Consider the following 22375-nt stretch of genomic DNA (forward strand, 5'->3'; position numbering starts at 1 on the left):
TTGCTTCTCCTGTTCACCTCGTTTTGGTAGCGCCAATGACCACTCCATCCCCCTCAACTCGCTCCTTCCAACAAGTCCGAGACAACCCCGTTCACCTGGGACGGGAGATCACGGTTCCCATCTGCGAGGGCCTCAACCTGGCTTGGGCCAGTCTTCAGGGGCTGTATTTGCAGTATCTGAAGCACCATCTGGTTGTCGAAGGAGCAGAGTTCTACTCAATTCATCAATTTTTCAACGAAAGTCTACAGGAAGTTCAGAACCACGCCCATGAGGTGGGGGAGCGCCTGAACGGCCTGGGTGGGATCCCGGCCTCCAGCTTTGCCAAGCTGGCGGAGCTGTGCTGCTTCAGCCCAGAAGGGGACGATGCGTTGGCTGTGCGGCCCATGCTGGAAGCGGATTTGCGGGCCGAGCAAAGCCTAATCGATCTGCTGCGTCGCCAGGCGGCTCTGGCGGAAAGTGTTGGGGATCGCGCCACCCGTCACCTCTACGAGCAGATTTTGCTGCGGACGGAAGAACGGGCCTTTCACCTGGCCCACTTTCTGGCTGCCGACAGCTTGGTTTTGGGCTTGTCCCCATCCTAGCTTGCCCATCTACGCCCACCCCTCGTTTTGGGAGACTCTGCCATGCTTACCCCCGATCGGGCGCCGCTGCTGCAGTTTTTGCAAGTTGAGCTTGGGATCCCGGAATCCGCCCTCACCTTCGCCCTGAAACGGCATGGGTGTGAACAGGGCCCTTTGCCCATGATTCTTTGGCATTACGGGCTGATTTCCTTGGAGCAACTGGAGCAGATTTTTGAATGGTGTGCTCCCCCTCCTCTTGTTACCAATTCTACCCATTCGGAGGTTTAAGCCATGACTTATCCCTACCCTTCTCTTCCCTTTCCCAGAGTCGGCAACCCTTTGGGATGGCTCGGCCTGGTTTTTAACCCAATTTTCAGATCTGCCCTGCAGTGGCCGCGCCGCTGGCTCAACAGCATTGAAATTCGCGGATCCCGGCAGGCCCGTTGGATTTGTCGTTTGATCCCGGCTTCCTGTCCCTTTGAGCGGGATATCCGACTGGGATCCCGCACCGTCCACATTCCGGCCCTCTGTCGCATCAACCCCCTCTACGAGGAGATCATCGCCCTGCGGCTACGGGCGGCGGCTTATCTGGCCGAAGCTGCGGCTCAACCCCAGCCCCCCTCTTCTCAGGAGATCCCATCATGCCCTTGATCAGCCGGACTAAAGTGGCGGAGCTGCTCAACGAGACCGCCTGCGAGCACAACCACAAGAAAGACGGCAAAGGCAAAAACAAAGTCTGTGCCGAGCAAGCCAAGCCAGGAGGAGCGCAGGGAGGCTGTGCCTTTGACGGGGCTTCGATTGCCCTGGTGCCGATCGCCGATGCCGCCCATCTAGTACATGGACCGATCGCCTGCAGCGGCAACTCTTGGGGGACGCGGGGCAGCCTCTCTTCTGGCCCCCAGCTTTATCGGGTGGGCTTCACCACCGATCTGAGCGAGAACGAGATCATCTTCGGGGGGGAGGAAAAGCTGTTCCAGGCCATCCTTGACTTGCAGGCCAAATACCAGCCTGCCGCCATTTTTGTCTATCTCACTTGTGTAACTGCCCTCATTGGCGACGATGTGGAGGCCGTGTGTCAGCGGGCCAGCCGCCAGCTTGGGATCCCGGTCATTCCGGTGAATGCGCCCGGCTTTGTGGGCAGCAAAAACCTAGGCAACCGTCTGGCCGGAGAAGCCTTGCTGGACTATGTTATCGGCACCGCCTCCCCGGAGTACACCACTCCCCGCGACATTAACCTCATCGGCGAGTACAACATTGCCGGCGAGCTGTGGGATGTCTTGCCTCTGTTTGACGAGCTGGGGATCCGCATCTTGGCCAAGATCACCGGCGATGGCCGCTACCGCGAGATCTGTACCGCCCACCGGGCCAAGCTGAACGTTCTCATCTGCGCTAAAGCCTTGCTCAATGTGGGCCGCAAGATGCAGGAGCGCTATGGGATCCCCTACATTGAGGCTTCCTTTTACGGGCTGCAGGAGATGAACCACTGCCTACGGGCCATTGCCCAAGGGCTGAAGGATCCGCAACTGCAGGAGCGTACCGAGGCCCTCATCGAGCGGGAAACTCGCGCCACCGAGGCGGCTTTGGCCCCCTACCGGCAGCGGCTGGCGGGCAAACGAGTTGTCCTTTATACCGGCGGGGTGAAAAGTTGGTCGATCATCTCCGCCGCTCGAGATCTGGGGATGCAGGTAACGGCCACCAGCACCCGCAAAAGCACCGAAGAAGACAAAGCCCGCATCCGCGAGCTGCTTGGCCAGGATGGCATTCTCTTGGACAAGGGCAGCCCGCAAGAGCTGCTCAAGGTGGTGGAGCGCACGAAAGCGGACTTGCTCATCGCCGGCGGACGCAACCAGTACACCGCCCTCAAGGCCCGCATCCCCTTTCTGGACATCAACCAGGAGCGGCACCATGCCTATGCCGGCTATCGCGGCCTGGTGAACTTGGCGCGGGAGATCGATGCCGCCCTCCACAGTCCCATTTGGGAGCAGTTGCGACGGCCTGCCCCCTGGGAGACCTCAGCAGCAAAGGAGGTGGGAGGATGGCCCAGTTGATTCAAGAACGCAAGCCCCTCAGCGTCAACCCCCTCAAACTCAGCGCTCCGCTGGGAGCGGCCCTGGCCTTTCTGGGGATCAAGGGCTGTCTGCCGCTCTTCCACGGTTCCCAAGGCTGTACGGCCTTTGCCAAAGCGCTGCTGGTACGTCATTTCCGCGAGGCCATTCCCATGTCCACCACTGCCATGTCCGAAGTGGACACCATCTTGGGAGGCGAGGAGAATGTCGAAGCTGCCATCCTCACCTTGGTGGAGAAGGCCCAGCCGGAGCTGATTGGTCTTCTGACCACCGGCCTCACGGAAACCCGCGGGGACGATATGCCGCGCATCCTGCGGGAGCTGCGCCGACGCCAGCCGCAATTGCAGGATCTGCCCATCGTCTTGGCCTCCACGCCTGACTTTAAGGGATCCCTGCAGGACGGCTATGCCATCGCCGTCAACAGCTTGGTCAGCACCCTGCCGGAATCGCCGTCGGGATCCGTCCGCCCTGCCCAGGTAACGGTGCTGTGCGGGCCTGCCCTCACCCCTGCCGACGCCCAGGAGATCAAAGAAATGGCGGAGGCTTTTGGCCTAGAGCCGATCCTGGTGCCGGATCCCGCGGGTTCCCTGGACGGACACTTGGGCACCGGCTTTAGGGCGACCCCAGACGGCGGCACCACCCTTGAGCAATTGCGCCAGCTCGGGCGATCCGGCCTCACCATAGCTGTCGGCGAGAGCATGCGCCCTGCCGCTCAGATCCTGGCCCAGCGCTTTGGCACCCCCTATCGGGTTTTCCCCCACCTGACCGGTCTCAAGGCTGTGGATCCCTTTTTGGCAACCTTGGCCGATCACAGCCAGCAGCCGGTGCCCTCTCGCTACCGCCGCCAGCGCAGCCAGGTTCAAGATGCCCTCCTGGATTGCCACTTTTTCTTCGGCAACCAGCGGATTGCCTTGGCCCTAGAAGCCGATCTGCTCTGGGGGTGGGTGGACTGGCTGCTGGATATGGGCTGTCAGATCCAGGCGGCCATCAGTCCCACACCGGATCCCCACTTGACCACCCTTCCCATTGAGGCAGTGCGGGTGGGAGATCTGGGGGATCTGGAGGAGCTAGCACCCGGGGCTGACCTGCTGGTGGGCAACTCCCACGTGGCGCGCCTGGGCAAGCGGCTGGGGATCCCGGTGCATCGGATGGGGATCCCCATCTTCGACCGGCTGGGGGCCAACCACCTCTGTCAGGTGGGCTATCGCGGCACCCTATCCCAACTGTTTGCTGTCGGCAACCTGCTGATGGAGCAGGAGGAAGCCCGTCACCCCAGCCCACCCCAGGTTTCTGGGCATGGATTCTAAGGGATCCAGAGCTTCGAGCTAGATCCCCCTAGCTCCCCTAAACCCTCAAGTTCACGGTTCTAAGGAGAACGCCTATGCAAGTGGCCTTTACAACCCGCGACGGCAAGCACGTCAATGCCCACTTTGGCTGGGCCAACCAGATCGACCTCTACGAAGTCACCCCCGAAGGCTACCGATTTTGTAAGACCCTCACCTTTGGGGGCAACTTGGAGGCAGATGGCAACGAGGACAAGCTGGTGCCCAAGCTGCAGGCTTTGGCCGATGTCACCCTCATCTACGTGGCTGCCATTGGCAGCAGTGCCGCCGCCCGCCTGATCAACCGCCGCATCACCCCCATCAAAGTGCAGTCGGAAGAAGAATCCATCGAGAGCTTGTTGCAGCGCCTGGTAACCACCCTGCACAATCCTCCCCCCTGGCTGCGCAAAGTGCTCTTGGCCGAGCGCGCCCGCAAAGCCGAAGCCCCAAATCCCTCTACTTCCCCTGCGGAGGTTTAGCCATGACGGTTACCCCTCTTTCCCCCTCGACCAGCCCCATCCTGCAGGAGATCGTCCGCCAGCTGCGGGCGGCGGATCCCTACGGCACCTACCGCACCTGGAGGGATGAGTTGCTGCTCAAGCCCTTTGTCGTCACCAAAGCCCAAAAACGCCAGATATCCCTCGAAGGGGAGGTGGATCCCGGGGTGCGGAGCCGCATTCTCATCTACTACCGCGCCATTGCCGCCCTGATCGAAAAGGAGACGGGCCTCCTGGCTCAGGTGGTGCTGGATCTCAACAGCGAAGGCTTTGGTTGGGTGCTGGTCTTCTCGGGGCGGCTGTTGTTGGTGGTCAACACCCTGCGAGACGCCCATCGCTTCGGTTTCGAGTCTCTCGAACAGCTCACTGAAAAAGCTACTGCCCTTATCGACAAAGGGATCCAACTGGCCCGAACCTACCCCGAGGTGGGCCGACTGTAGCCGCTTGTCTCCGTCCCGGCAGCCATTTTTTCTTCTTTTTCTTCAGCAATTAGGAGTGCCTTGCCCATGTTGAATGAGAGTGACGTTGAGAATGTTGTGAACGACCTGGCTTTCGAGCCCTTCGAACACCTCTCTGCCGACCAGCTCCGCAGCGAGATCAAGCGCCTAAACAGCAAAGCAGGCCAACTGAAAATGGATCTGCACGATCTGGCCGAGGGGCTACCCGACGGGTTCGAGCGACTCCCCGACTTGGCAGCCCGCACCTATGCCCTGTTTGCCCGGCTGCACACCCTCAGACAACGCTTGAAAACCCTGGAGACCTGCCGATGAGTTGGAACCACAACCGCCGTTGGAAAGACTTCCAAGCCCTGATCAATGCCGAAGATTATTTCGCTTTTTTCGAGCTCCCCTACGATCCGCGGGTGGTCAATGTAAATCGCTTGCATATCTTACGCAAATTTGCTCAGTATCTGGCTCCTCTGGAGCACTTCCAGGGCAGCGAAGAAGAGCGATTGGAGCAAGCCCGGCAAGCGCTGGAAAAAGCGTACCAAACCTTTCTCACCTCTACTCCGCAGCAGGAGAAGCTATTCCGAGTCTTTCAAGACTACGGTTGTCCAGATGCTGTCGGCGGCTGTGCCGGCTGCAGCTCTTTGGGAGAGCGGGGCGAATGCAGCCCTGGGATCCCTGCCTAAGCTCCCTTGTTTACCCCTCGTCAACTCTCTGGAGATCTCATCATGGCTACCTACACAGTTCACTTGGTTAACCCAAAACGACGGCTCGACACCTATATCTCAGTAGATGAAGATTCGACCATCCTAGAAGCGGCTGAGGATCAAGATGTGGATTTGCCCTCTTCCTGCCGCTCCGGTAGTTGTTCCTCTTGCGTGGCCAAAGTGGTAGAGGGAGAAGTCGATCAATCGGAGCAAACCTTTCTGGATGAGGAACAAATAGCCAAGGGATTTGTGCTGCTCTGCGTGGCTAAACCTCGCTCCAATTGTACGATTCGCACTCACCAGGAAGCTTACTTGGTTTGATAGACCGCCGCTCTCCAGCTGCTTGCCGCTAGGCTTAAGCAGCCTTTTTTCTATTTTTTTCTAGAATTAGGGATCCCTATATGTTGGCACCGCCCACCGTCCCTAAGATCTCAATAACCATATCTCCTCTCCAACTCATGAAGGTTGGAGAAGAAGGTCGCATCTACCAACTGCGCGGATCCGAAGCTGCTTGCGCCCAATTGCAGCAAATGGGTCTCACTCCAGGTACCTATCTCCAGGTTATCCAACGTCACCCTGAGTGGATCCTACTCCTACCCAGTGGCCAACTTTCCCTTCCTGCTCATTTAGCTAAACCCATCTGGGTTTACATGGATCCCCGTTGCACCCTAGCGCCTCCCCAAGAACCGAATAAGAAAACAATCTTAAATTTGCCAAGAGCCTTCTAAAATGTAGTCTATTTACCCAATTTTTAACTTGCAATGAGAGACACTCAAGGTAAGCACATCTCTTCATAATCTATCTTGATTTGGGAGCAAAGCTATGAACACCTGTTTGCTACACCTGGGCTCCATCCTTAAAGCTGCTGAAGAGCTTAGCCTTGTGGAAAAGCCATTTCCCAAGTTGCAACACATTCAACTCTGCACAGGGCTCAGCCCAGAAGAAATCGTGCGGGCGCTGGAGCTAGAACCCAATCCCTTGGGTTGGCATCTGGAGCCAAGCCACAACCTTGCCGATGAATCGGCGTATTGGGTGGGCGGACGACCTTGTGTCGGCTTGGTTATTGAGCGTTTCGCCTGACACTTGTTGCAGTTCGGATCCCCAAAAGGCTCTCAAGGGGGAGGAGTAGCCTGCAAAGCCATCTCAAAAGTTCACTGTAAACATTAGAAGTTAAGAGAAAACAAAGCTTTCCAGAAGGTTCACCCTAGACCAAATCTCCCTGGCCTGCCGGGGATCTTTTGAGGTATCGTTCAATCCAGTTCACGAATTGAGCTTAGGAAACAGACCTTAAACTAAGGTCTCTCGCCGGGCTGCCACGGCTTTGCGAGGAAGGTCTCCATGGCCGGGTTTAGGGTTTTGCAGATGCGATAGCAGGCGTGAACAAAGGAGAGCTACAGGGAAACGCTATGGAGTTCGAGGGCTATGGCTTATCAAATCTCAGGGAATTGTATCGGTTGCAACGCTTGCGTAGATAGCTGTCCTACAAAAGCTATCGTTGTCCAGGATGGGGAATACTGGATTAATCCTCTGTTGTGCAATGACTGCGAAGGTTTCTTCCCAGAACCTCAGTGCGTCAGCCTGTGTCCCGGTTCTGCCCCGCAGCCTTATGAAGCCATGAAGGGGCGCAACCGCACGGTCACGGCCCGCATTCGCAGCAGTCCACCTCTATTTTTGAACGGCCATAGCCAGGCTTTTGCTTCGTCAATTGTGGTCTGGGAAGCTTGCAATTTCCTATCTCAATTTCAATCTCTCAATCTGCAAAAGCAGGGAGATAACCAGGTTTGCTATCAGAAATCTGTTGGCCACAACCAGGGATCTCTGACCCTAACTCTATGTTTGGACGGGATCCCACAAAGTGCTCCGATCGATGTGCGAACTGCCTGTTTGCATCTTATTTTTGCTGCCTATGCCGCCGGGTTGGATAGCCCCTGGAAGGAATCCTTTGTTTTCACCGACTCACAATTGGAGTCCTATTTGGGCTGGGATAAACGTAAAGATCTGAGCAAGATGACCCGTCTCCACCTGTTCATGACCTGGATAGAGCAGCTCTGTCGGATTCAAGTCTCCATCGATTGGCCGGATCAGGGGCGGGTGAAGGGGTTTTCAGTACCGGCTGGCCCCCTGTGGAGGCTGCTCAAGATGCATCGCCACTTTCAAAAAGATGAGCAGGGCTGCAACCATCTGGTGGGCCTGACTTGGGCGATTCAGCCCGGCGAATGGACACGGTACTTTCTCAATCAACAAGGGTGCCGCCAGGGGCAAGCCTTTTATCAGTACAGCAGCCTGCCCCTATCCCTGCTGCAGGCCGTGATGAGCCATTGGCAACACCATGAAGGAGCCATGCGCCTGCTGCTGTGGCTGTTGTTCAAAGTGAGGATGGGGCGGCAACAGCGTCTGACGGTGCCCACCCTGATGCGAGTGGCCTACGGGGAAGAGCGACTGCAGGAAGCTTATCTCAATCTCCAAGAACGCAAACGGCTGGTGCGCACCTTTGAAAGCGATCTGGAGGTTCTCAACCACTACGGCCTCAAGCCGGAGTTCGATCCCCTCACCTATCCTTCTTCCATTCAACCCCTGTGGGCTCGCCTGGAAGCTGTGCCCGAGGATGCGGACGAGGCATTGAACTTTTGGATTGAAGATGCCAATAATGGCGGCCTGCTGACCGCTGCCGGGCCGCGGGGCAAGTGGGGACTCTTGATGCAGGCTCGCATTCAACGATTTCATCTGCCCTCCGACTGGCATCGTCGAGTAGTTCAAGAAGCCAGATCCCCAACCCGAGAATCGGGATCTCGGCGGCAGCGTAGGGCAAAGTCTGCGCCTGTTGCAACAGACTCGGATCTCCCTGGCCCTCCCGAAAACCCAAAAGACTTCCCCTCAAGCAAAGCTTTGCGTGGAGCGGATATCTCGGCGGCACGCCGGCAAAAGGGAATCAGCCAGCGGGAATTGGCCCAGAGGCTGGGGCGCAGCCAGAGCTGGGTGCGGGATGTAGAGAATGGGCGGCTTCGGATCAGCCTAAACGATCGCCAGCGCCTTATCAAAGCCCTGTATTTGGATCCCAGGCAACATCAAGTCTAGGCCAGTTACTCAATTCACTCATCCACTCACTCATCCACGGCAATGACCACATCTGAGGCTTTGATGGCAGCATACGCTTCTTTCCCAACTGCTATGCCCAACCGTTCGGCAGAGTGCTTAGAAATAATGGCTGTTATTTCTATGCCTGGTGCAACTTCCAGAATAATTTCGGCATTGACCATGCCTACCTGGACACTTTTTACAGTTCCTTTAAACAAGTTGCGAGTGCTGATTTGCATGATTTCTCCTTTGTTGAACACTTAAAGCAACAGGGGTGTTGACCAAACTGAACAAGAAGGATCTCGGCAGATGGCCATTCAACATTGGTTTCAATACTATCAGATGCTTATCGTTGCCTCTGGGGAGGAATGGCTGCCGATAGTCTAGGTGTGTATCTACAGATACAAATTACAACCCAATTCCGACAGTCAAAAGCACCGAACCATTGGCGGATTTTCCTGCTCTGAGAGTTGTCACGGGTCAAAGAAAAATGGCTATGAAACGAAGAACTGCAATGTTATTCCTGGGGATCCTGGCCGCCCTGGCTTTGAGGTGGGGGTCGGCTCCCGGCTTGGCACAATCTCAGCCCATTTTGGTGGGGGCTGCGGTGAGCTTACAACCGGCTTTAACGGAAATCGACCGGTTGTTCACCGCCCGCTATCCCGACATCAAGGTTGAGTACAACTTCGCCAATTCCGGCTCTCTCCAGCAACAGGTGGAGCAGGGGGCTCCTTTGGACGTGGTATTTTTCGCAGCCGCCTCTTTTATGGACGCCCTTGCCAAGCAAAACCTGCTGGTGGAGGGATCCCGGCGAGATCTTCTCAGCAACCGCATGGCTTTAATTGTGCCTGCCAATGCCAGAACCAAGGTTCAGGATTTTGCCGACCTGGTGGCGGAAGAGATCCGGGTTCTGTCCATTGGGGATCTGCAGGCCATGCCCGCCGGACGCTACGCCCAGGAAATTCTCACCCAAGCAGGGGTGTTTGAGACGCTGCGGCCCAAGATGGTGTTTGCCAGCACGGTGCGGGAAATCTTAACGGCGGTAGAACAGGGCAATGCCGACGCTGGGATCCTGTTTACCTCGGATGCTCAGCTTTCAAATCGGGTGCGAGTAGTGGCTACGGCGGATCCCATTACGCCAATTATCTACCCGGTGGCCTTGGTGCGCGATACTCCCGCCGGACGGTCTTACTTGGAGTTTTTGACCTCAGGGGAAGCGGCAGAGGTGTTTGTGAAGTACGGCTTTATCCGCCTGTGAGGGATCCCTCTGCAATGGCGCGGATGAGTTACTCCAAATGAGCGACTACGACCTATCCCCGCTTTGGATCTCCCTACGGATTGCCAGCTTAGCCACAGCTATCACCTTTGGGGTGGGGACGCTGGCAGCTTATGGGATGTTGCACTACCGAGGTCGGTGGCGCTCTCTCCTCGAGGCCATCTTATTGGCGCCGCTGGTGTTGCCGCCCACCATGGTGGGGTTCCTATTGTTGCTGCTATTTGGTCGGCGAACCCTTCTGGGACAACTTTTGGCCTCGCTGAACCTATCGGTCATCTTCACCTGGTATGCCGGGGTGATCACGGCAGTGGTGGTGGCCCTGCCCCTGATGTACCGCACGGCCCTGGGAGCTTTCCAGCAGATCGACCCGACGCTGGTGGCGGCAGCCCGCACGCTGGGGGCAAGCAGGGCCAAGATTTTTACGCGGGTGCTGATCCCACTGGCCTTGCCGGGGATCCTAGCGGGGGTTACCCTCAGTTTTGCCCGCGCTCTGGGGGAGTTTGGCGCCACCTTGATGCTGGCAGGCAACATCCCAGGCCGCACGCAAACCCTGTCCATGGCCATCTTCTTTGCCGTTCAGGCGGGGGATATGCGGGGGGCGGCCATCAGCTCGGCCCTGGTCTTGGGGTTGTCCTTGGGGGTGATGACGGCAGTTAACCTTTGGTTTCAGCGACGGCCCTGGCAGCGACCTCCCTCTCGTCCTCTACAGGTTCTCACCAGAAGGGATCTGGATTTCTCAACTCCGGCCCCCCGCCTCTGGGTGGACATTGACAAGAAGCTGCCCCAATTTGAGCTGCAGGCGCAACTGAGCTGCGACGGGCGGCCATTAGGACTGCTGGGGGCCTCTGGATCCGGCAAAAGCCTACTTTTGCGCTGCATTGCCGGGATCGAAACCCCGGATGGTGGGCGCATTTTGCTCAACGAGCGGGCGTTGTTTGACGCCGAACAGGGGATCCGGCTGCCTCCGGCTCAGCGGCGGGTGGGGGTGATCTTCCAGAACTACGCTCTGTTTCCCCATCTCACCGTCGCCCAGAACATCGCCTTTGGGATCCCTGCGGGCTTGAGCGAAGCGGAAAAACAAGAGCGGATCCAGGCCCAGCTGCGGTTGGTCAAGCTGAAGGGCTGGGAAAACCGCTATCCCACGGAGCTCTCCGGAGGACAGCAGCAGCGGGTGGCCCTGGCGCGAGCCTTGGCTTCTGAGCCGGAGATCTTGCTGCTGGATGAGCCTTTTTCTGCTTTGGATGCCCACCTGCGCAGCCAACTGGAGCAGGAGATGGGGGAGATCCTAGCCGACTACAAGGGAGTCACGCTTTTGGTAACCCACAACATTGAGGAAGCCTTCCGCCTCTGCGGGGATCTGGCTGTAATGGAGCAGGGGCGAATCATTGCCCAGGGGGACAAGCGTCAGCTATTTGAGGCTCCCCCCTGCCTTAGTGTGGCGCAACTGACGGGTTGCAAAAACATCTCGCGGGCCAAGCTCCTGGGCCCTCAACGGGTGCTGGCCTTGGATTGGGGCTGTGAGCTGCAGGTACAGGGATCCCCAGCGGGAGAATACATCGCCATCCGCGCCCACCACCTCACCTTCAGGCCCGACGGGAAGCTGCCCAACACGTTTCCGGCTTGGCTGGTGAAGTGGAGCGAGACCCCCCACCGACTGACTCTCTTCTTTAGGCTGGGCGGTCCTCCTGCCCACAGCCAGGACTACCACCTGCAAGCCGAGGTGTGGCGGGAGCGCTGGCGAGAGGTGGAAGGTTGGGGATCCCCGTGGTGGCTGCAGTTGGATCCCCGGCATCTGATGGTGTTTTGAGTCTGGGCTTAACACCCGTCAAGTGGGTTCTTCGCCCAGGCAATAGCCCCGCGGGGTAATCAGCCGGTCTCCATGGCGAAAGGTCTGAGAGTTGCCGATAAGAACCAGGGTGAGCATGTCCACCTCCTCTGGATCCAGCTCCCCTAGGGTGGTGAGGTGGAGGGTTTCGCCGGGGCGGTAGAGGTTGCGGGCCAAAGCCACGGGGGTATGGGCGGGTCGGGCCTGCAGAAAGATCTGTAGAGCCTTGAGGAAGGGATCCACCCGCTGCCGGGAGCGGGGGTTGTAAAGGGCCACCACAAAATCGGCAGCTGCAGCCGCCTGCAGGCGTTTTTCGATCACCGGCCAAGGGGTAAGCAGATCCGAGAGGGAAATGGCGCAGAAGTCGTGCATCAGCGGAGCCCCCAGCCGGGCAGCAGCCGCCTGGAAGGCAGAGATCCCCGGCAGCACCTCCAGAGAAGGGCGGATCCCATCCCAGCCAGAGCGGGCCAAGCACTCCAACACTAGCCCCGCCATGCCGTAAATGCCCGCATCCCCCGAAGAAATCACCGCCACCTTCAGCCCCTGCTGCGCCCAAGCGATGGCCTGTTTGGCCCGCTGCAGCTCTTGGGTAATGGGAGAGACCTCCCGGATTTGGCCGGGGTGCAAAAGGGGATCCACCAGATCCAGATAAAGCTGGTAGCCAACAACCACATCGGCCTGAGTTAAAGCCATACGGGCAGCCAAAGTCAATTGACCCAGATCCCCAGGACCAGTGCCGATGAGCCAGAGGTGGCCGCTGCGAGGGGAATACTCCTGCGCCGCGCGGGCAATGGCCAGGGTGCAGGCCCCTTCGGTTTCTGACGTGAAGACCTGCTTGGGGCAGAGAAGAGTTGCCTTCCCCTCCGCAACGCAAGAGGGCCTCTCAAAAGCTCGGTCACCTCTTCCCCAGATCTGAGCCGCCAAAAGAGCAGCCGCCTCGGCTACGGAGGGAGTGCCCACCGCCTGCCGCACCGCCTCCGAAGGGTGGGGCACTGGGATCCCAGCCAAAGCCTCTGCCGAGAAAAACTCAATGGGCCAGCCATAGGCTTGGGCCAGCTCCAGAAGACCTGGCTCGTTTTGCTTCAGCTCCAAGGTGGCCAAGCCGGCAATGGCCTCAAAAGCCAGCCCCTGGGCCTGCAACAGGCGGCGCAGGGATCCCTCTAGCCAAGCGCGGGTGGTGCCCCGCTCGCAGCCCACCCCCACCCACAGCACCCGCGGATGCCAGTGCACTGTCGGGATCCCCGTGGGAGGGGAGAGGTATTCCCCAATCCAGATCTGGGCAACGGGATGGGGAGGAGAGGAGGCCACTAGGGGATGATCTGCCGGCCAAGCTTGTCGCCAAAGCCGCGTGCCGCAGGTCTGGTGAACGGCCACCGGCTCTCCCCGCGTCAAGGCGGCTGCCACCCCGTTCCAATCTCCAGCGCCCCGCCGCCAGCCGTAGGGATCCCCCAGCAAATCCAAAGGCGGGATCCCCAGCCCCTCGGAAGCAGAGGTGAGAACCGGCTGGGCTCCCAAGGTAGCGGCCACCTGCCGCGCCAGGGCATCGGCCCCCCCCACATGTCCCCCGCACAGGCTAATGGCCCAGCGACCGGCTTCGTCCACCACCACCACCGCTGGATCCCGCTGCTTGTCCTGCAGGAGAGGGGCAATGAGCCGCACCACCGACCCTGCGGCCAAGATGAAGAGACAGCCCTGCACCTGGGGCCAGGTTTGGGCAACGGCTTCTGCTAGGGAGCCTGGCGCTGTGGGATCCTTGGGATCCCCGTAGGCTTGCCAGGGGGAGGGCAGCCCCTGCGGTTCAGCTTTGCTCCAGCAGATGACCTCCTTGCCTAGGAGGGGGATCAGGGAGTCGGCCAACCGGCGGGCGCGCGGGCTGGGGGCAAACAGAGCAAGCTTCATCGAGCGTGGGCCAAGGCCAGGATTCTCCCCGGATCCTATACTGGACATAGAGCCACCCGCGAAGGGACAAGTGCCGATGGTCATCCCACCTGGACTGATGCTGCCCCTAATCCCCCTGGAGGTTTTGCTCTCCACGAAGGGGCTGATGTTTTTGCTGCTATCGGCCTATGGGGGGGCCATGTGGACATTCTTAAGCGGCGCTCCCCGCGTCCACACCATCATCGTGCCGGACTTGGAGCAGGCCAGAGGGTTTTACGAGAAGGTGTTGAAACTGCCGGAAGCGGAGCTGCCCCTGCAGTACTACTACGGCTACGAGCAAAGCATGGTCGGCTACAGCCTAGGATCCGCTTACTTTCCAGGGGATATTGGCCTCAGTCCCCGCTTCGATGCCAAAGCCCGTCCCACCTCTGGGCCCACCCAATTGGATACCCCCGGACTTTGGTACCAACTCTCCGACAATGTTCAATTGCACGTGATCCCTGGCTCTACAGATCCCTATGCGGGGTCCGGTTCCTACGGCAACGCCTCTAGGCCTAGCTCCTCATCTGCTTCTGCTTACGGGACTGTACCGGCAGCGGGCCGCAGCAGCGGCGTTCGCTATCGCCATGTCAGCTATGAGCGGGAGTCCCTTAAGGCCCTTCTGAAGCGAATCAACAAACAAGGGATCCGCAACAGCATTCGCTCCGAGAAGCCCTTCGTCTTTTGGGTGCGGGATCACCAGGGTCAAATTATCGAATTTGCCGAACTGAAAGGCTGACGGGATCCCCTAAGATTGTTAAAGGAAAGCCAAAAGTCGGCGGCGGGGGGATGCCAACGATGAAACGGGTGCTGCTGCTGGTGCTGTGTTTGCTGTGGCTCGGGGTGTGGGGCGGCCAGCCGGCCGTGGCTCTGTCGCGGGCCAAGGACAATCCGGTGGTGAGCGTGCAATCCCCAGCCAAGGACTTCATCACCACCGAGTCGGGATTGCAATACTACGACATCACTCAAGGCAGTGGGCCTTCGCCTCAGCCGGGGCAAACGGTGGTGGTCAACTACGTGGGCAAGCTACAGGATGGCACCATCTTCGATAGCTCCTACAAGCGCAATCAGCCTTTTGTCTTCACCTACGGAGTAGGGCAGGTGATCCGTGGCTGGGAGGAAGGGCTGGCCACCATGCGGGTGGGGGGCAAGCGGTACTTGCGCATTCCGCCGGAGTTGGCCTATGGCAGCCGCGGCGCCGGCGGCGTGATCCCCCCCAATGCCACCTTGGATTTTGAAGTGGAGCTCCTGGCCATCCAGTAGATTCAGATCTTGCAGAGACCGAATATCCAGGCGGCATTGGGCTTGTGCAGGAACTCCCTTCCCCGGAACTGTCTTCTTCTTGGCGGCCCAGTTCTCTGGCAGCAGATCCTGCCCTAGAAAAAGCTCGCCTGCGCCAGCACTTTCGCCAGGTGCGGCAGGGGTTGGACAGATCCCTTATCAGCCAGAAGATCGTGGCTCATTTGGCCTCTTGCCCCCAACTTTTGGCCGCCAAAACCATCCTGGCCTATGTGGCCTTCGGCTCCGAGGTGGACTTGGGATCCCTGTTTGCCCTTTTTCCAGAGAAGCAGTGGGGGATCCCCCGTTGTCTGCCGCAGCGGCAAATGCAGTGGCACCGGTACGGCTCGGCTGAGCTGATTCCCAATCGTCGGGGGCTACTGGAGCCCTCTCCCCACAGCAAAACCCTCGACCCCACCGAGGCGGATTTGATCCTGGTGCCTGCCCTGGCCTGCGATCGTTGGGGAAGGCGTTTGGGCTATGGCGGCGGCTATTACGACCGCTTTTTGGCCGCTTTGCCGGATCCCAGTGTGCCCAAGTGGGGCATCCTCCCCCAAGCCTGCTTGCTGGAGCAGCCTCTACCTCAGGATCCTTGGGATCAGCGCCTGGATGGGATCCAAACCGAGGAGAGGTTCTACGAGACGGGGATCCCCTAGACTAAAGAGGGTGGGCCTTGGAGGAAAAACGATGAGCCAAGTTTGGAAGCCGGCGCAGTGGCTAACCCAAAAGCTGCGTCTTGTCTGCATGAGCTTTGGCTGTGTGGCATTGGCGGTGCTCTTGATGGGCTTTGGGGCGATCCCCCTGCAACTGAAGGATCTCCACGTCACCCCCTGTCCCGATACCCCCGAATACACCAACCTGGTGACCAGCAACGGCAACCCCATACCGGCCAGGTGCCTGTTCGTCGAAGGCACAGTGGTCAACCGCTCCAAAAATACCCTGCTGAACGCGGATGTCTTCGGTCGGCTTTACGATGCCAACGGCAACGAGGTTCTGCCGGAGCGTACCCGCCTGGGGGCCATTGCAGAAGTTCCTCCCGGCGAGAGCCCTTTTTCAATTCGCATCTCGGTGCCCATAACCAGCCCCCTGCCCCTCACCCTGGAGCAATTCAAGGCCAGCGGCTTCAGCGGTACCGTGCGCCGATGAGGTCCAAAGCTGGCGGGTGAACTCCACCTGGGTGGGGCGCTCAGGCAAATGGAGTTGCGCGACCACAGGCGGCGTTTGGGCGATAAGCCGGCCCCGGCGGAAGACATACAGGCAAGCCGGTTTCAGGCGAATAGCTTCGACGGCATCGGCGGCCTGGAGCACCACCAGATCGGCATAGCAACCGGGTTCTAGGCCGTAGCCTTCCAACCCCAGAATGCGGGCCGGATTCTCCGTAACCGCCAAGAAACACTGGCGCATCTGCTCATAGCCTGTCAGGTGGGCGGCGTGGATGGCCATGTGGGCCACCTCCAGCATGTTGCCGCTGCCCAAAGGGTACCAGGGATCCATCACACAGTCATGACCAAAGGCTACCGTCAAGCCTGCGGCCATCAGCTCGGGCACCCGGGTCAGCCCCCGCCGCTTGGGGTAGGTATCGTGGCGACCTTGGATGACCATATTGACCAGCGGGTTGGCGATCACCCCCAGCTCTGCCTCGGCCATCAGGGGGATCAGTTTGCTGACGTAGTAGTTGTCCATCGAGTGCATGGAAGTTAGATGGGATCCGGCTACCCGCCCCTGCAAGCCCAGCCGCAGCGTTTCGTAGGCCAAGGTTTCCACATGGCGCGAAAGCGGATCGTCGGTCTCGTCGCAGTGCAGATCCACCCGCAGGCCGCGCGCCGCAGCAATCTCGCACAGGGCCCGCACCGAAGCCGTCCCTTCGGCCATCGTCCGCTCGAAGTGGGGGATCCCGCCCACCACCTCCACCCCCAAATCCAGAGCCTTCTCCAGGAGCTGCACCGCCCCTGGTGAGCGATAGTAGCCATCCTGGGGAAAAGCCACCAGTTGCAAATCCAAGTAGGGAGCCACTTTTTGCTTGACTTCCAGCAGCGCCCGCACCGCCAACAGGTTGGGATCGCACACATCCACATGGGTGCGGATGGCCAGGATCCCACGCGCCACTGCCCAGTCGCAATAGGTCAAGGCCCGCTCCATCACCGCCTCGGGGGTCAACAGCGGCTTCAACTCCCCCCAGAGGGCGATCCCTTCTAGCAAGGTGCCCGACTGGTTGACGCGCGGGATCCCATAGGTGAGGGTGGCATCCATGTGAAAGTGGGCATCCACGAAGGGGGGCGACACCAAGCGGTTGCTGACATCAATTTCTTGGGGGGCAGTGGCTTGTAAGTTGCTTTCCAGAGCCACAATGCGATCCCCCTGGATACCGATATCGATTCCCTTGCGGCCATCCGGCAAATTGGCCCGGCGCAAAATGAGATCCATATGTTGTGGCTATTTGTTTGAACTTAGGATGGAAAGAAGCAACTACAGTTGACTGAATGATAGGCCAAATCAGATAAAGATGTCTTAAATTACCTCAAAGCCCGAATTTAGGAAACCAGTTGATTGGGTTATTGCTCACTTTATAAAAGAGGGCTGTAGTCCCCAACAGCATCCGGTTGTGCAAGATATCAACCAAGTAGTCAGAGGGATAATCTATCGAGAGCTGATTTGAGAGGACTTGGCCCTTACATCCATTCCAACCGTCAGCGAAACTTCGTTGTCCATTACAAACAAGCTCCTTCTCAAAAAATTGTATTTCAGGATACATATTTTCAGGGATCCCCCCCTTAGGATAAGCCGAGCACTAACCCGATCTCGAAGTAACCTCAACAGAAGCGACTATGGCACGTTTAGAACTCTCCCGGCGGGACTTCTGCCTGCGTTCTGGGGCTTTTGTGGCTGGCCTGATGGGGAGCCGCTGGTTGGTTCGCGATGCCGCGGTGGCTCAAGGAACCAAGCTGAAGGTGGCCGGGGTTTATACGGTTCCCATTGAGCAGCAGTGGGTAAGCCGGATCCATAAAGCCTTGATGACCGCCCAGGAGCGGGGGGATATTGACTATACCTGGTCGGAGTCAGTTTCCAACACCGACTACCCACGGGTGCTGCGTCAGTATGCCGAGAGCGGCGTCCAACTGCTGGTGGGTGAGGTCTTCGGGGTGGAGCGGGAAGCGCGGGAAGTAGCCAAAGACTATCCCAAGGTCAGCTTTTTGATGGGATCCAGCCTCAAGCCGGATCCTGCCCTGAGCAATTTTGCCGTGTTTGACAACTACATCCACGAGCCTTCCTATCTGACGGGAATGGTGGCCGGGGGGCTGACGCGCTCCAAAATTATCGGCATGGTGGGGGGCTATCCCATTCCAGAGGTGAACCGCCTCATGAATGCTTTTATGGCAGGGGCGAGGGAACTGCAGCCGGAGGTGAAGTTTTTGGTCACCTTTATCGGCAGTTGGTTTGATCCCCCCAAAGCCAAAGAGGCGGCTTTTGCCCAAATTGATGCCGGTGCAGATATCCTCTATGCAGAGCGGTTTGGGGTATCTGATGCCGCCAAAGAGAGGGGCGTTTTGGCCATCGGCAATGTGATCGATACCCAGCCGGACTACCCGGAAACGGTGGTGGTCAGCGCCCTGTGGCACATGGAACCCACCATCGACAGAGCCATTGCCGCGGTGAAGGCCGGAGAATTTAAGGCAGAGGACTACGGGATCTACAGCATGATGAAATATGGGGGATCCAGCCTCTCCGACTGGGGAACCTTCGCCGACAAGGTTCCGGCTGAACTGAAAGCTAAGGTGATGCAGAGGCAGGCAGAGATTCTGGCAGGGTCTTTTGTTGTAGCCATCGATGATAGCGAACCCAAGTCCACCCTCTGAAGCGCCTTTGGCCTTGAAGGTGGTGGGCATTACTAAGCGCTTTGGTGCTCTGCTGGCCAACGACCAGATTGATCTTGAGCTGCGGGCCGGGGAGATTCTGGCCATCTTGGGGGAAAATGGGGCGGGCAAAACGACACTGATGAACATCCTGTTTGGGCACTATGTTCCCGATCAGGGTCAGGTGTGGGTGTTTGGTCGGCCCCTCAAGCTGGGATCCCCGGCGGCTGCCCTGGCGGCGGGGATAGGCATGGTGCATCAGCATGTGGTCTTGGCCGATAATCTATCGGTGCTGGACAACATTCTGCTGGGCACTCAGCCCCTGTGGCACCTATGGTCTCGGCGGCGAGAGGGACGGCGGCGCATCCAAAAGCTGGCTGAGGAATTGGGGTTGGCCGTGGATCCCGATGCTCTGGTGGGATCTCTAACCTTAGGGGAGCGGCAGCGGGTGGAGATCCTCAAGGTGCTGTATCGAGGGGCGCGGATCCTGATTTTGGATGAGCCTACGGCGGTGTTGACCCCACCGGAAATTGAGCCGTTTTTTCACACCCTACGGCAGATGGCCGGTCGCGGGCTGGGGATCCTGCTGATTTCCCACAAGCTCCAGGAGGTGATGCGCACCAGTGACCGGGTGATGGTGCTGCGGTCAGGGCGGGTGGTGATGGCGGGCAAGACGGCTGAGATCCATCCCACAGCTCTGGCGGAAGCGATGGTGGGGCAGCGGTTGGCGGCGGTGGTCAAAGCCCCTTTGTCTCCGGGGGAGACGGTCTTAGAGTTGCAGCAGGTCTCCTGTCGGGTGGGGCAGCAGCATCTGGAGCAGGTTTCTTTGACGGTGCGGCGTCACGAAATCGTGGGTATTGCTGGGGTGGCGGGCAATGGGCAATCCGTCCTGGCAGATCTGGTCTGTGGGGTGATCCGGCCCCACCAAGGTCATCTCCATCTGCATGGCCGAGTCCTGCGGCTGATCTCTCCTGCTGAGATGGTGCGGCAAGGCATGGCCCGGATCCCGGAAGACCGCCACAAGACCGGACTGATCGGTTCCCTTAGCCTGTGGGAGAATTGGGTGATCAAGCGCTATCGGGATCCCGAATTCTCGCGGTGGGGGATCCTGCGTCACCGGCAAATCTATCAGCAGGCTCACACCTGGCTACAGACCTACGACGTGCGGGGACTCCAGAGGGGGGATCCGCGGCAGGCGCTCCAGATGCCGGTGCAACTGCTGTCCGGCGGAAATATGCAAAAAGTGATCCTCTCGCGGGAGCTGTGTCGGGATCCCCAGGTAATTGTGGCTCACCAGCCAACGCGGGGACTGGATCTGGGGGCTGTGGCTTACGTGCATGCCCAACTGCTGGCAGCAGCCCGAGCTGGAGCCGGGATCCTGCTCATTTCTGAAGACTTGGATGAATTGCTGAGTTTAGCGGATCGAGTGGCGGTGCTCTATCGCGGTCGGCTTTCCCCAGCAATCCCAACCCAAACCACAACGGTGACCGCCTTGGGGTTGCGCATGGCCGGGCAGGAGGTGGCCGATGCGTGTTGAACCCCGTTCCACGGTGCCCCTCTGGCTGATCCTGAGCGCGCCGATGGCAGCCATTGTCCTGGCTTTCCTCTCCTGTAGCCTGTTGATCCTGTGGACGGGATCCCCGGTTTTGGCAGCCTATGGAGCTTTGCTGCGGGGAGCGGTGGGATCCCCCTTTGCCCTGAGCGAAACTTTGACGCGGGCCATTCCCCTGATCCTGACGGGATTGGCGGTGGCGGTGTGTTTTCGGGCCAAGTTGTGGAACATCGGTGCAGAAGGCCAGTTTTATGGTGGGGCTCTGGCTGCCAGCCTCTTGGGCACCGCTGGGCTTTCGCTGCCGCGCCCGTGGTTGGTGCTGGTGCTGCTGCTGGCGGGCTGGATTGCCGGAGGGCTGTTGCTGTGGATCCCGGCCTGGCTCAAGACTCAGTTCCAGGTGGACGAAGTGGTGACCACCCTGCTGCTCAATTTTGTCATTCTTCTCGGGATCAGCTATCTCCTGGAAGGCCCCCTCAAAGATCCTCTGGCTCTCGGTTGGCCCCAAGGTCGTGCCCTTGTGGATGCTGCCCTACTGCCGCGGCTGATCCCCCGCAGTCGTCTCCACGCCGGTTTGATCATTGCCCTGCTCGCTGCCCTGGGGGTGTGGGCCATAGAGCGGTTCACCGTTTGGGGCTTAGAAATGCGAGCCGTAGGCGCCAACCCAGAAGCGGCCAGGTTCCTCGGCATCCCAGTCCGGAGAGTTATTTTATATACCTCATTGTTGGGAGGTGGGCTGGCAGGCTTGGCGGGAGCTTGTGAACTTCTCGGGCTCAAGGGCTATCTCACCTTGGATTTATCCCCGGGCTTTGGCTACACCGGCATTGTTGTTGCCCTGTTGGCCCAACTGCATCCCTTGGGGGTGGTGGGGGCCGCAGTTTTCATTGCCGGGGTTTATGTGGGAGCCGATACCATGGGGCGTAGCTTGGGCGTTCCCACCTATCTTGCCGATGTCATTGTTGCTGCTGCCCTGCTGTGGATGTTGGTCTGCATGGGATTGGCCCGTTATCGTCTGCGCTGGGACTGAGCACCCGTGTCTGCACTCCTGAGTCTAATCAGCTTAATCAGCACCACCAGCTTTTGGGTGGCCACCCTGCGCATTGCCACTCCCTTGCTCTTTGGCACTTTGGGCGAAGTCCTCTGTGAGCGGGCCGGCGTTCTCAATCTGGGCATCGAAGGGATCATGACCCTGGGGGCTATGGCCGGTTGGCTGGTGGTCTATCAGGGAGCTGGATTGTGGTGGGGCGTAGCCTTTGCTGCCGTCCTCGGTGCAGGTGTGGGCTTGATTCACAGCCTGTTGACCGTCCGCCTTGGGGTTTCCCAGCACGTCACCGGCATTGGCATTACCCTCTTGACCATGAATGCTGCTTATTTTGTTTATCGCATGGCCCTGCCCCAGGTCACCTCTCCCCCCAAAATCGTCCCCTTCAGTCCTTGGCCGATCCCCGGTCTCTCCAGCCTGCCCTTTCTGGGAGAAACCCTGTTTACCCAGCCGCCCCTCACCTACCTCAGCCTTCTCCTGGTGCCCCTCATGGCCTACATCCTCTACCGAACTCCTCTGGGCCTCGCCGTGCGCATGGTTGGAGAAAATCCCCAGGCTGCCGCTTCCCAGGGGATCCCGGTCTATGCCGTTCGTACCGGAGCGGTGATGGTGGGCAGCGCTCTTATGGCCGTGGCCGGTGCTTTTTTAACCCTCTCTGCGTTCGATGCGTTTTTCTTCAATATCGTCAATGGGCGGGGGTGGATTTGCATTGCTCTGGTGGTTTTTGCCGCTTGGGATCCCTGGCGAGCCTTAGGAGGAGCGTTGCTGTTTGCCGGGTTTGATGCTTTGCAATTGCGCCTTCAGCAGCTTTGGGGTAGCCGGATCCCCTATCAGTTTTTCTTAATGTTGCCCTATCTGCTCAGTATTGTGGCGTTGATTTTGGTCTCTCGCCATGCCAAAGCGCCCCGCGCCCTTTTGATCCCCTTTCGCCCTGAAGAACGGATTTGACTACTGGACTTTCAAG

26 protein-coding genes are annotated in these 22375 nt (G+C 58.9%); 23 read left to right on the forward strand and 3 right to left on the reverse strand.

The window, feature by feature from the left end:
• The first annotated feature begins 35 nt into the window (after positions 1-35).
• From ACVWZU_RS06855 to ACVWZU_RS06915, 13 genes are all read left to right on the forward strand, one after another.
• Positions 36-581, forward strand: a complete 546-nt coding sequence (locus tag ACVWZU_RS06855) for a ferritin-like domain-containing protein (protein ID WP_011432075.1) — start codon at positions 36-38, stop codon at positions 579-581.
• A gap of 42 nt (positions 582-623) precedes the next feature.
• The gene (locus tag ACVWZU_RS06860) at positions 624-848 is read left to right on the forward strand and encodes a DUF2949 domain-containing protein (protein ID WP_011430659.1); all 225 of its coding nucleotides are present in this window, start codon (positions 624-626) and stop codon (positions 846-848) included.
• A 3-nt stretch (positions 849-851) separates the two neighbouring features.
• Positions 852-1211 (forward strand): Mo-dependent nitrogenase C-terminal domain-containing protein, encoded by a 360-nt coding sequence (locus ACVWZU_RS06865; protein WP_457440172.1) that lies wholly within the window; start codon positions 852-854, stop codon positions 1209-1211.
• A complete protein-coding gene (gene nifE, locus ACVWZU_RS06870) occupies positions 1202-2608 on the forward strand; it encodes a nitrogenase iron-molybdenum cofactor biosynthesis protein NifE (RefSeq protein ID WP_457403726.1) in 1407 nt (468 codons plus the stop codon). The genes ACVWZU_RS06865 and nifE overlap by 10 nt, the downstream gene beginning before the upstream one ends.
• The gene (gene nifN / locus ACVWZU_RS06875; RefSeq protein WP_011432072.1) at positions 2596-3933 is read left to right on the forward strand and encodes a nitrogenase iron-molybdenum cofactor biosynthesis protein NifN; all 1338 of its coding nucleotides are present in this window, start codon (positions 2596-2598) and stop codon (positions 3931-3933) included. The genes nifE and nifN overlap by 13 nt, the downstream gene beginning before the upstream one ends.
• Positions 3934-4007: 74 nt before the next feature.
• The gene (gene nifX / locus ACVWZU_RS06880; RefSeq protein WP_414342057.1) at positions 4008-4427 is read left to right on the forward strand and encodes a nitrogen fixation protein NifX; all 420 of its coding nucleotides are present in this window, start codon (positions 4008-4010) and stop codon (positions 4425-4427) included.
• Between the two features lie 2 nt (positions 4428-4429).
• Complete coding sequence (locus ACVWZU_RS06885; RefSeq protein ID WP_457444049.1) at positions 4430-4885, forward strand: NifX-associated nitrogen fixation protein; 456 nt, start codon at positions 4430-4432, stop codon at positions 4883-4885.
• Between the two features lie 66 nt (positions 4886-4951).
• Positions 4952-5215, forward strand: coding sequence for a CCE_0567 family metalloprotein (locus tag ACVWZU_RS06890; protein ID WP_414351585.1), 264 nt, complete (start codon positions 4952-4954; stop codon positions 5213-5215).
• Positions 5212-5577 (forward strand): nitrogenase-stabilizing/protective protein NifW, encoded by a 366-nt coding sequence (gene nifW, locus ACVWZU_RS06895; RefSeq protein ID WP_457444051.1) that lies wholly within the window; start codon positions 5212-5214, stop codon positions 5575-5577. Before ACVWZU_RS06890 ends, nifW begins: the two co-directional genes overlap by 4 nt.
• 42 nt (positions 5578-5619) lie before the next feature.
• Entirely contained in the window at positions 5620-5919 is a 300-nt protein-coding gene (locus ACVWZU_RS06900) for a 2Fe-2S iron-sulfur cluster-binding protein (RefSeq protein WP_099813376.1), read from the forward strand.
• 137 nt (positions 5920-6056) lie between these two features.
• Positions 6057-6326: a ferrous iron transport protein A gene (locus ACVWZU_RS06905; protein WP_414390678.1), complete on the forward strand. Its 270-nt coding sequence runs from the start codon at positions 6057-6059 to the stop codon at positions 6324-6326.
• Positions 6327-6420: 94 nt separating this feature from the next.
• Entirely contained in the window at positions 6421-6678 is a 258-nt protein-coding gene (locus tag ACVWZU_RS06910; protein WP_011430669.1) for a hypothetical protein, read from the forward strand.
• A gap of 342 nt (positions 6679-7020) precedes the next feature.
• Positions 7021-8673 carry a helix-turn-helix domain-containing protein gene (locus ACVWZU_RS06915; RefSeq protein WP_457444053.1) on the forward strand — a complete coding sequence of 551 codons (1653 nt, stop codon included), beginning with the start codon at positions 7021-7023 and terminating at the stop codon, positions 8671-8673.
• A gap of 26 nt (positions 8674-8699) precedes the next feature.
• Here ACVWZU_RS06915 and ACVWZU_RS06920 read toward each other — a convergent pair whose 3' ends face one another.
• A complete protein-coding gene (locus tag ACVWZU_RS06920) occupies positions 8700-8912 on the reverse strand; it encodes a TOBE domain-containing protein (RefSeq protein WP_414382929.1) in 213 nt (70 codons plus the stop codon).
• Between the two features lie 257 nt (positions 8913-9169).
• On the opposite strand from ACVWZU_RS06920, the gene modA reads away from it, so the two are divergent.
• Together modA and modB are read left to right on the forward strand one after the other, a co-directional pair.
• Complete coding sequence (modA, locus tag ACVWZU_RS06925) at positions 9170-9931, forward strand: molybdate ABC transporter substrate-binding protein (RefSeq protein WP_457394917.1); 762 nt, start codon at positions 9170-9172, stop codon at positions 9929-9931.
• Between the two features lie 37 nt (positions 9932-9968).
• The gene (gene modB, locus ACVWZU_RS06930) at positions 9969-11756 is read left to right on the forward strand and encodes a molybdate ABC transporter permease subunit (protein ID WP_457444056.1); all 1788 of its coding nucleotides are present in this window, start codon (positions 9969-9971) and stop codon (positions 11754-11756) included.
• 18 nt (positions 11757-11774) lie between these two features.
• Here modB and cobJ read toward each other — a convergent pair whose 3' ends face one another.
• Complete coding sequence (gene cobJ, locus ACVWZU_RS06935; RefSeq protein WP_457444058.1) at positions 11775-13673, reverse strand: precorrin-3B C(17)-methyltransferase; 1899 nt, start codon at positions 13671-13673, stop codon at positions 11775-11777.
• 76 nt (positions 13674-13749) lie between these two features.
• Between cobJ and ACVWZU_RS06940 the strand changes: the two genes are divergently transcribed.
• Genes ACVWZU_RS06940 through ACVWZU_RS06955 form a run of 4 tightly spaced genes read left to right on the forward strand, consistent with a single transcriptional unit; the run spans position 13750 to position 16115 of the window.
• The gene (locus ACVWZU_RS06940; protein ID WP_011432060.1) at positions 13750-14430 is read left to right on the forward strand and encodes a VOC family protein; all 681 of its coding nucleotides are present in this window, start codon (positions 13750-13752) and stop codon (positions 14428-14430) included.
• A 59-nt stretch (positions 14431-14489) separates the two neighbouring features.
• Positions 14490-14954, forward strand: a complete 465-nt coding sequence (locus ACVWZU_RS06945) for an FKBP-type peptidyl-prolyl cis-trans isomerase (protein WP_414407059.1) — start codon at positions 14490-14492, stop codon at positions 14952-14954.
• Positions 14955-14998: 44 nt separating this feature from the next.
• A complete protein-coding gene (locus tag ACVWZU_RS06950) occupies positions 14999-15625 on the forward strand; it encodes a 5-formyltetrahydrofolate cyclo-ligase (RefSeq protein ID WP_457411422.1) in 627 nt (208 codons plus the stop codon).
• 31 nt (positions 15626-15656) lie between these two features.
• Positions 15657-16115, forward strand: coding sequence for an FxLYD domain-containing protein (locus ACVWZU_RS06955; RefSeq protein WP_414332474.1), 459 nt, complete (start codon positions 15657-15659; stop codon positions 16113-16115).
• On the opposite strand, the gene ACVWZU_RS06960 is transcribed toward ACVWZU_RS06955, so the two are convergent.
• Positions 16023-17393 (reverse strand): amidohydrolase family protein, encoded by a 1371-nt coding sequence (locus ACVWZU_RS06960; RefSeq protein WP_457444060.1) that lies wholly within the window; start codon positions 17391-17393, stop codon positions 16023-16025. The two genes, ACVWZU_RS06955 and ACVWZU_RS06960, sit on opposite strands and share 93 nt — an antisense overlap.
• A gap of 401 nt (positions 17394-17794) precedes the next feature.
• Between ACVWZU_RS06960 and ACVWZU_RS06965 the strand changes: the two genes are divergently transcribed.
• The 4 genes from ACVWZU_RS06965 to ACVWZU_RS06980 are packed head-to-tail and all read left to right on the forward strand — an operon-like array spanning position 17795 to position 22359.
• On the forward strand, positions 17795-18823 hold the full coding sequence (locus ACVWZU_RS06965; RefSeq protein ID WP_011430426.1) for a BMP family protein: 1029 nt from the start codon (positions 17795-17797) through the stop codon (positions 18821-18823).
• Positions 18795-20357 carry an ABC transporter ATP-binding protein gene (locus tag ACVWZU_RS06970; protein ID WP_457444062.1) on the forward strand — a complete coding sequence of 521 codons (1563 nt, stop codon included), beginning with the start codon at positions 18795-18797 and terminating at the stop codon, positions 20355-20357. Before ACVWZU_RS06965 ends, ACVWZU_RS06970 begins: the two co-directional genes overlap by 29 nt.
• Positions 20347-21396, forward strand: coding sequence for an ABC transporter permease (locus ACVWZU_RS06975; protein ID WP_099812063.1), 1050 nt, complete (start codon positions 20347-20349; stop codon positions 21394-21396). The genes ACVWZU_RS06970 and ACVWZU_RS06975 overlap by 11 nt, the downstream gene beginning before the upstream one ends.
• A 6-nt stretch (positions 21397-21402) precedes the next feature.
• Positions 21403-22359 carry an ABC transporter permease gene (locus tag ACVWZU_RS06980; RefSeq protein WP_457444063.1) on the forward strand — a complete coding sequence of 319 codons (957 nt, stop codon included), beginning with the start codon at positions 21403-21405 and terminating at the stop codon, positions 22357-22359.
• The last annotated feature ends 16 nt before the right edge of the window (positions 22360-22375 follow it).

The sequence above is a fragment of the Thermostichus sp. MS-CIW-26 genome (assembly GCF_054059115.1).

What these genes read in the sequence shown, in the direction of transcription:
- nifX (WP_414342057.1), top strand. Translation starts at nt 4,008, where the DNA reads ATGCAAGTGGCCTTTACAACCCGCGACGGCAAGCACGTCAATGCCCAC.
- ACVWZU_RS06865 (WP_457440172.1), top strand. Translation starts at nt 852, where the DNA reads ATGACTTATCCCTACCCTTCTCTTCCCTTTCCCAGAGTCGGCAACCCT.
- nifE (WP_457403726.1), top strand. Translation starts at nt 1,202, where the DNA reads ATGCCCTTGATCAGCCGGACTAAAGTGGCGGAGCTGCTCAACGAGACC.
- nifN (WP_011432072.1), top strand. Translation starts at nt 2,596, where the DNA reads ATGGCCCAGTTGATTCAAGAACGCAAGCCCCTCAGCGTCAACCCCCTC.
- ACVWZU_RS06960 (WP_457444060.1), bottom strand. Translation starts at nt 17,393, where the DNA reads ATGGATCTCATTTTGCGCCGGGCCAATTTGCCGGATGGCCGCAAGGGA.
- ACVWZU_RS06855 (WP_011432075.1), top strand. Translation starts at nt 36, where the DNA reads ATGACCACTCCATCCCCCTCAACTCGCTCCTTCCAACAAGTCCGAGAC.
- ACVWZU_RS06910 (WP_011430669.1), top strand. Translation starts at nt 6,421, where the DNA reads ATGAACACCTGTTTGCTACACCTGGGCTCCATCCTTAAAGCTGCTGAA.
- ACVWZU_RS06905 (WP_414390678.1), top strand. Translation starts at nt 6,057, where the DNA reads ATGAAGGTTGGAGAAGAAGGTCGCATCTACCAACTGCGCGGATCCGAA.
- ACVWZU_RS06975 (WP_099812063.1), top strand. Translation starts at nt 20,347, where the DNA reads ATGCGTGTTGAACCCCGTTCCACGGTGCCCCTCTGGCTGATCCTGAGC.
- ACVWZU_RS06945 (WP_414407059.1), top strand. Translation starts at nt 14,490, where the DNA reads ATGAAACGGGTGCTGCTGCTGGTGCTGTGTTTGCTGTGGCTCGGGGTG.
- ACVWZU_RS06940 (WP_011432060.1), top strand. Translation starts at nt 13,750, where the DNA reads ATGGTCATCCCACCTGGACTGATGCTGCCCCTAATCCCCCTGGAGGTT.
- modB (WP_457444056.1), top strand. Translation starts at nt 9,969, where the DNA reads ATGAGCGACTACGACCTATCCCCGCTTTGGATCTCCCTACGGATTGCC.
- ACVWZU_RS06965 (WP_011430426.1), top strand. Translation starts at nt 17,795, where the DNA reads ATGGCACGTTTAGAACTCTCCCGGCGGGACTTCTGCCTGCGTTCTGGG.
- nifW (WP_457444051.1), top strand. Translation starts at nt 5,212, where the DNA reads ATGAGTTGGAACCACAACCGCCGTTGGAAAGACTTCCAAGCCCTGATC.
- ACVWZU_RS06860 (WP_011430659.1), top strand. Translation starts at nt 624, where the DNA reads ATGCTTACCCCCGATCGGGCGCCGCTGCTGCAGTTTTTGCAAGTTGAG.
- ACVWZU_RS06920 (WP_414382929.1), bottom strand. Translation starts at nt 8,912, where the DNA reads ATGCAAATCAGCACTCGCAACTTGTTTAAAGGAACTGTAAAAAGTGTC.
- ACVWZU_RS06970 (WP_457444062.1), top strand. Translation starts at nt 18,795, where the DNA reads ATGATAGCGAACCCAAGTCCACCCTCTGAAGCGCCTTTGGCCTTGAAG.
- ACVWZU_RS06900 (WP_099813376.1), top strand. Translation starts at nt 5,620, where the DNA reads ATGGCTACCTACACAGTTCACTTGGTTAACCCAAAACGACGGCTCGAC.
- modA (WP_457394917.1), top strand. Translation starts at nt 9,170, where the DNA reads ATGAAACGAAGAACTGCAATGTTATTCCTGGGGATCCTGGCCGCCCTG.
- ACVWZU_RS06890 (WP_414351585.1), top strand. Translation starts at nt 4,952, where the DNA reads ATGTTGAATGAGAGTGACGTTGAGAATGTTGTGAACGACCTGGCTTTC.
- ACVWZU_RS06885 (WP_457444049.1), top strand. Translation starts at nt 4,430, where the DNA reads ATGACGGTTACCCCTCTTTCCCCCTCGACCAGCCCCATCCTGCAGGAG.
- cobJ (WP_457444058.1), bottom strand. Translation starts at nt 13,673, where the DNA reads ATGAAGCTTGCTCTGTTTGCCCCCAGCCCGCGCGCCCGCCGGTTGGCC.
- ACVWZU_RS06955 (WP_414332474.1), top strand. Translation starts at nt 15,657, where the DNA reads ATGAGCCAAGTTTGGAAGCCGGCGCAGTGGCTAACCCAAAAGCTGCGT.
- ACVWZU_RS06915 (WP_457444053.1), top strand. Translation starts at nt 7,021, where the DNA reads ATGGCTTATCAAATCTCAGGGAATTGTATCGGTTGCAACGCTTGCGTA.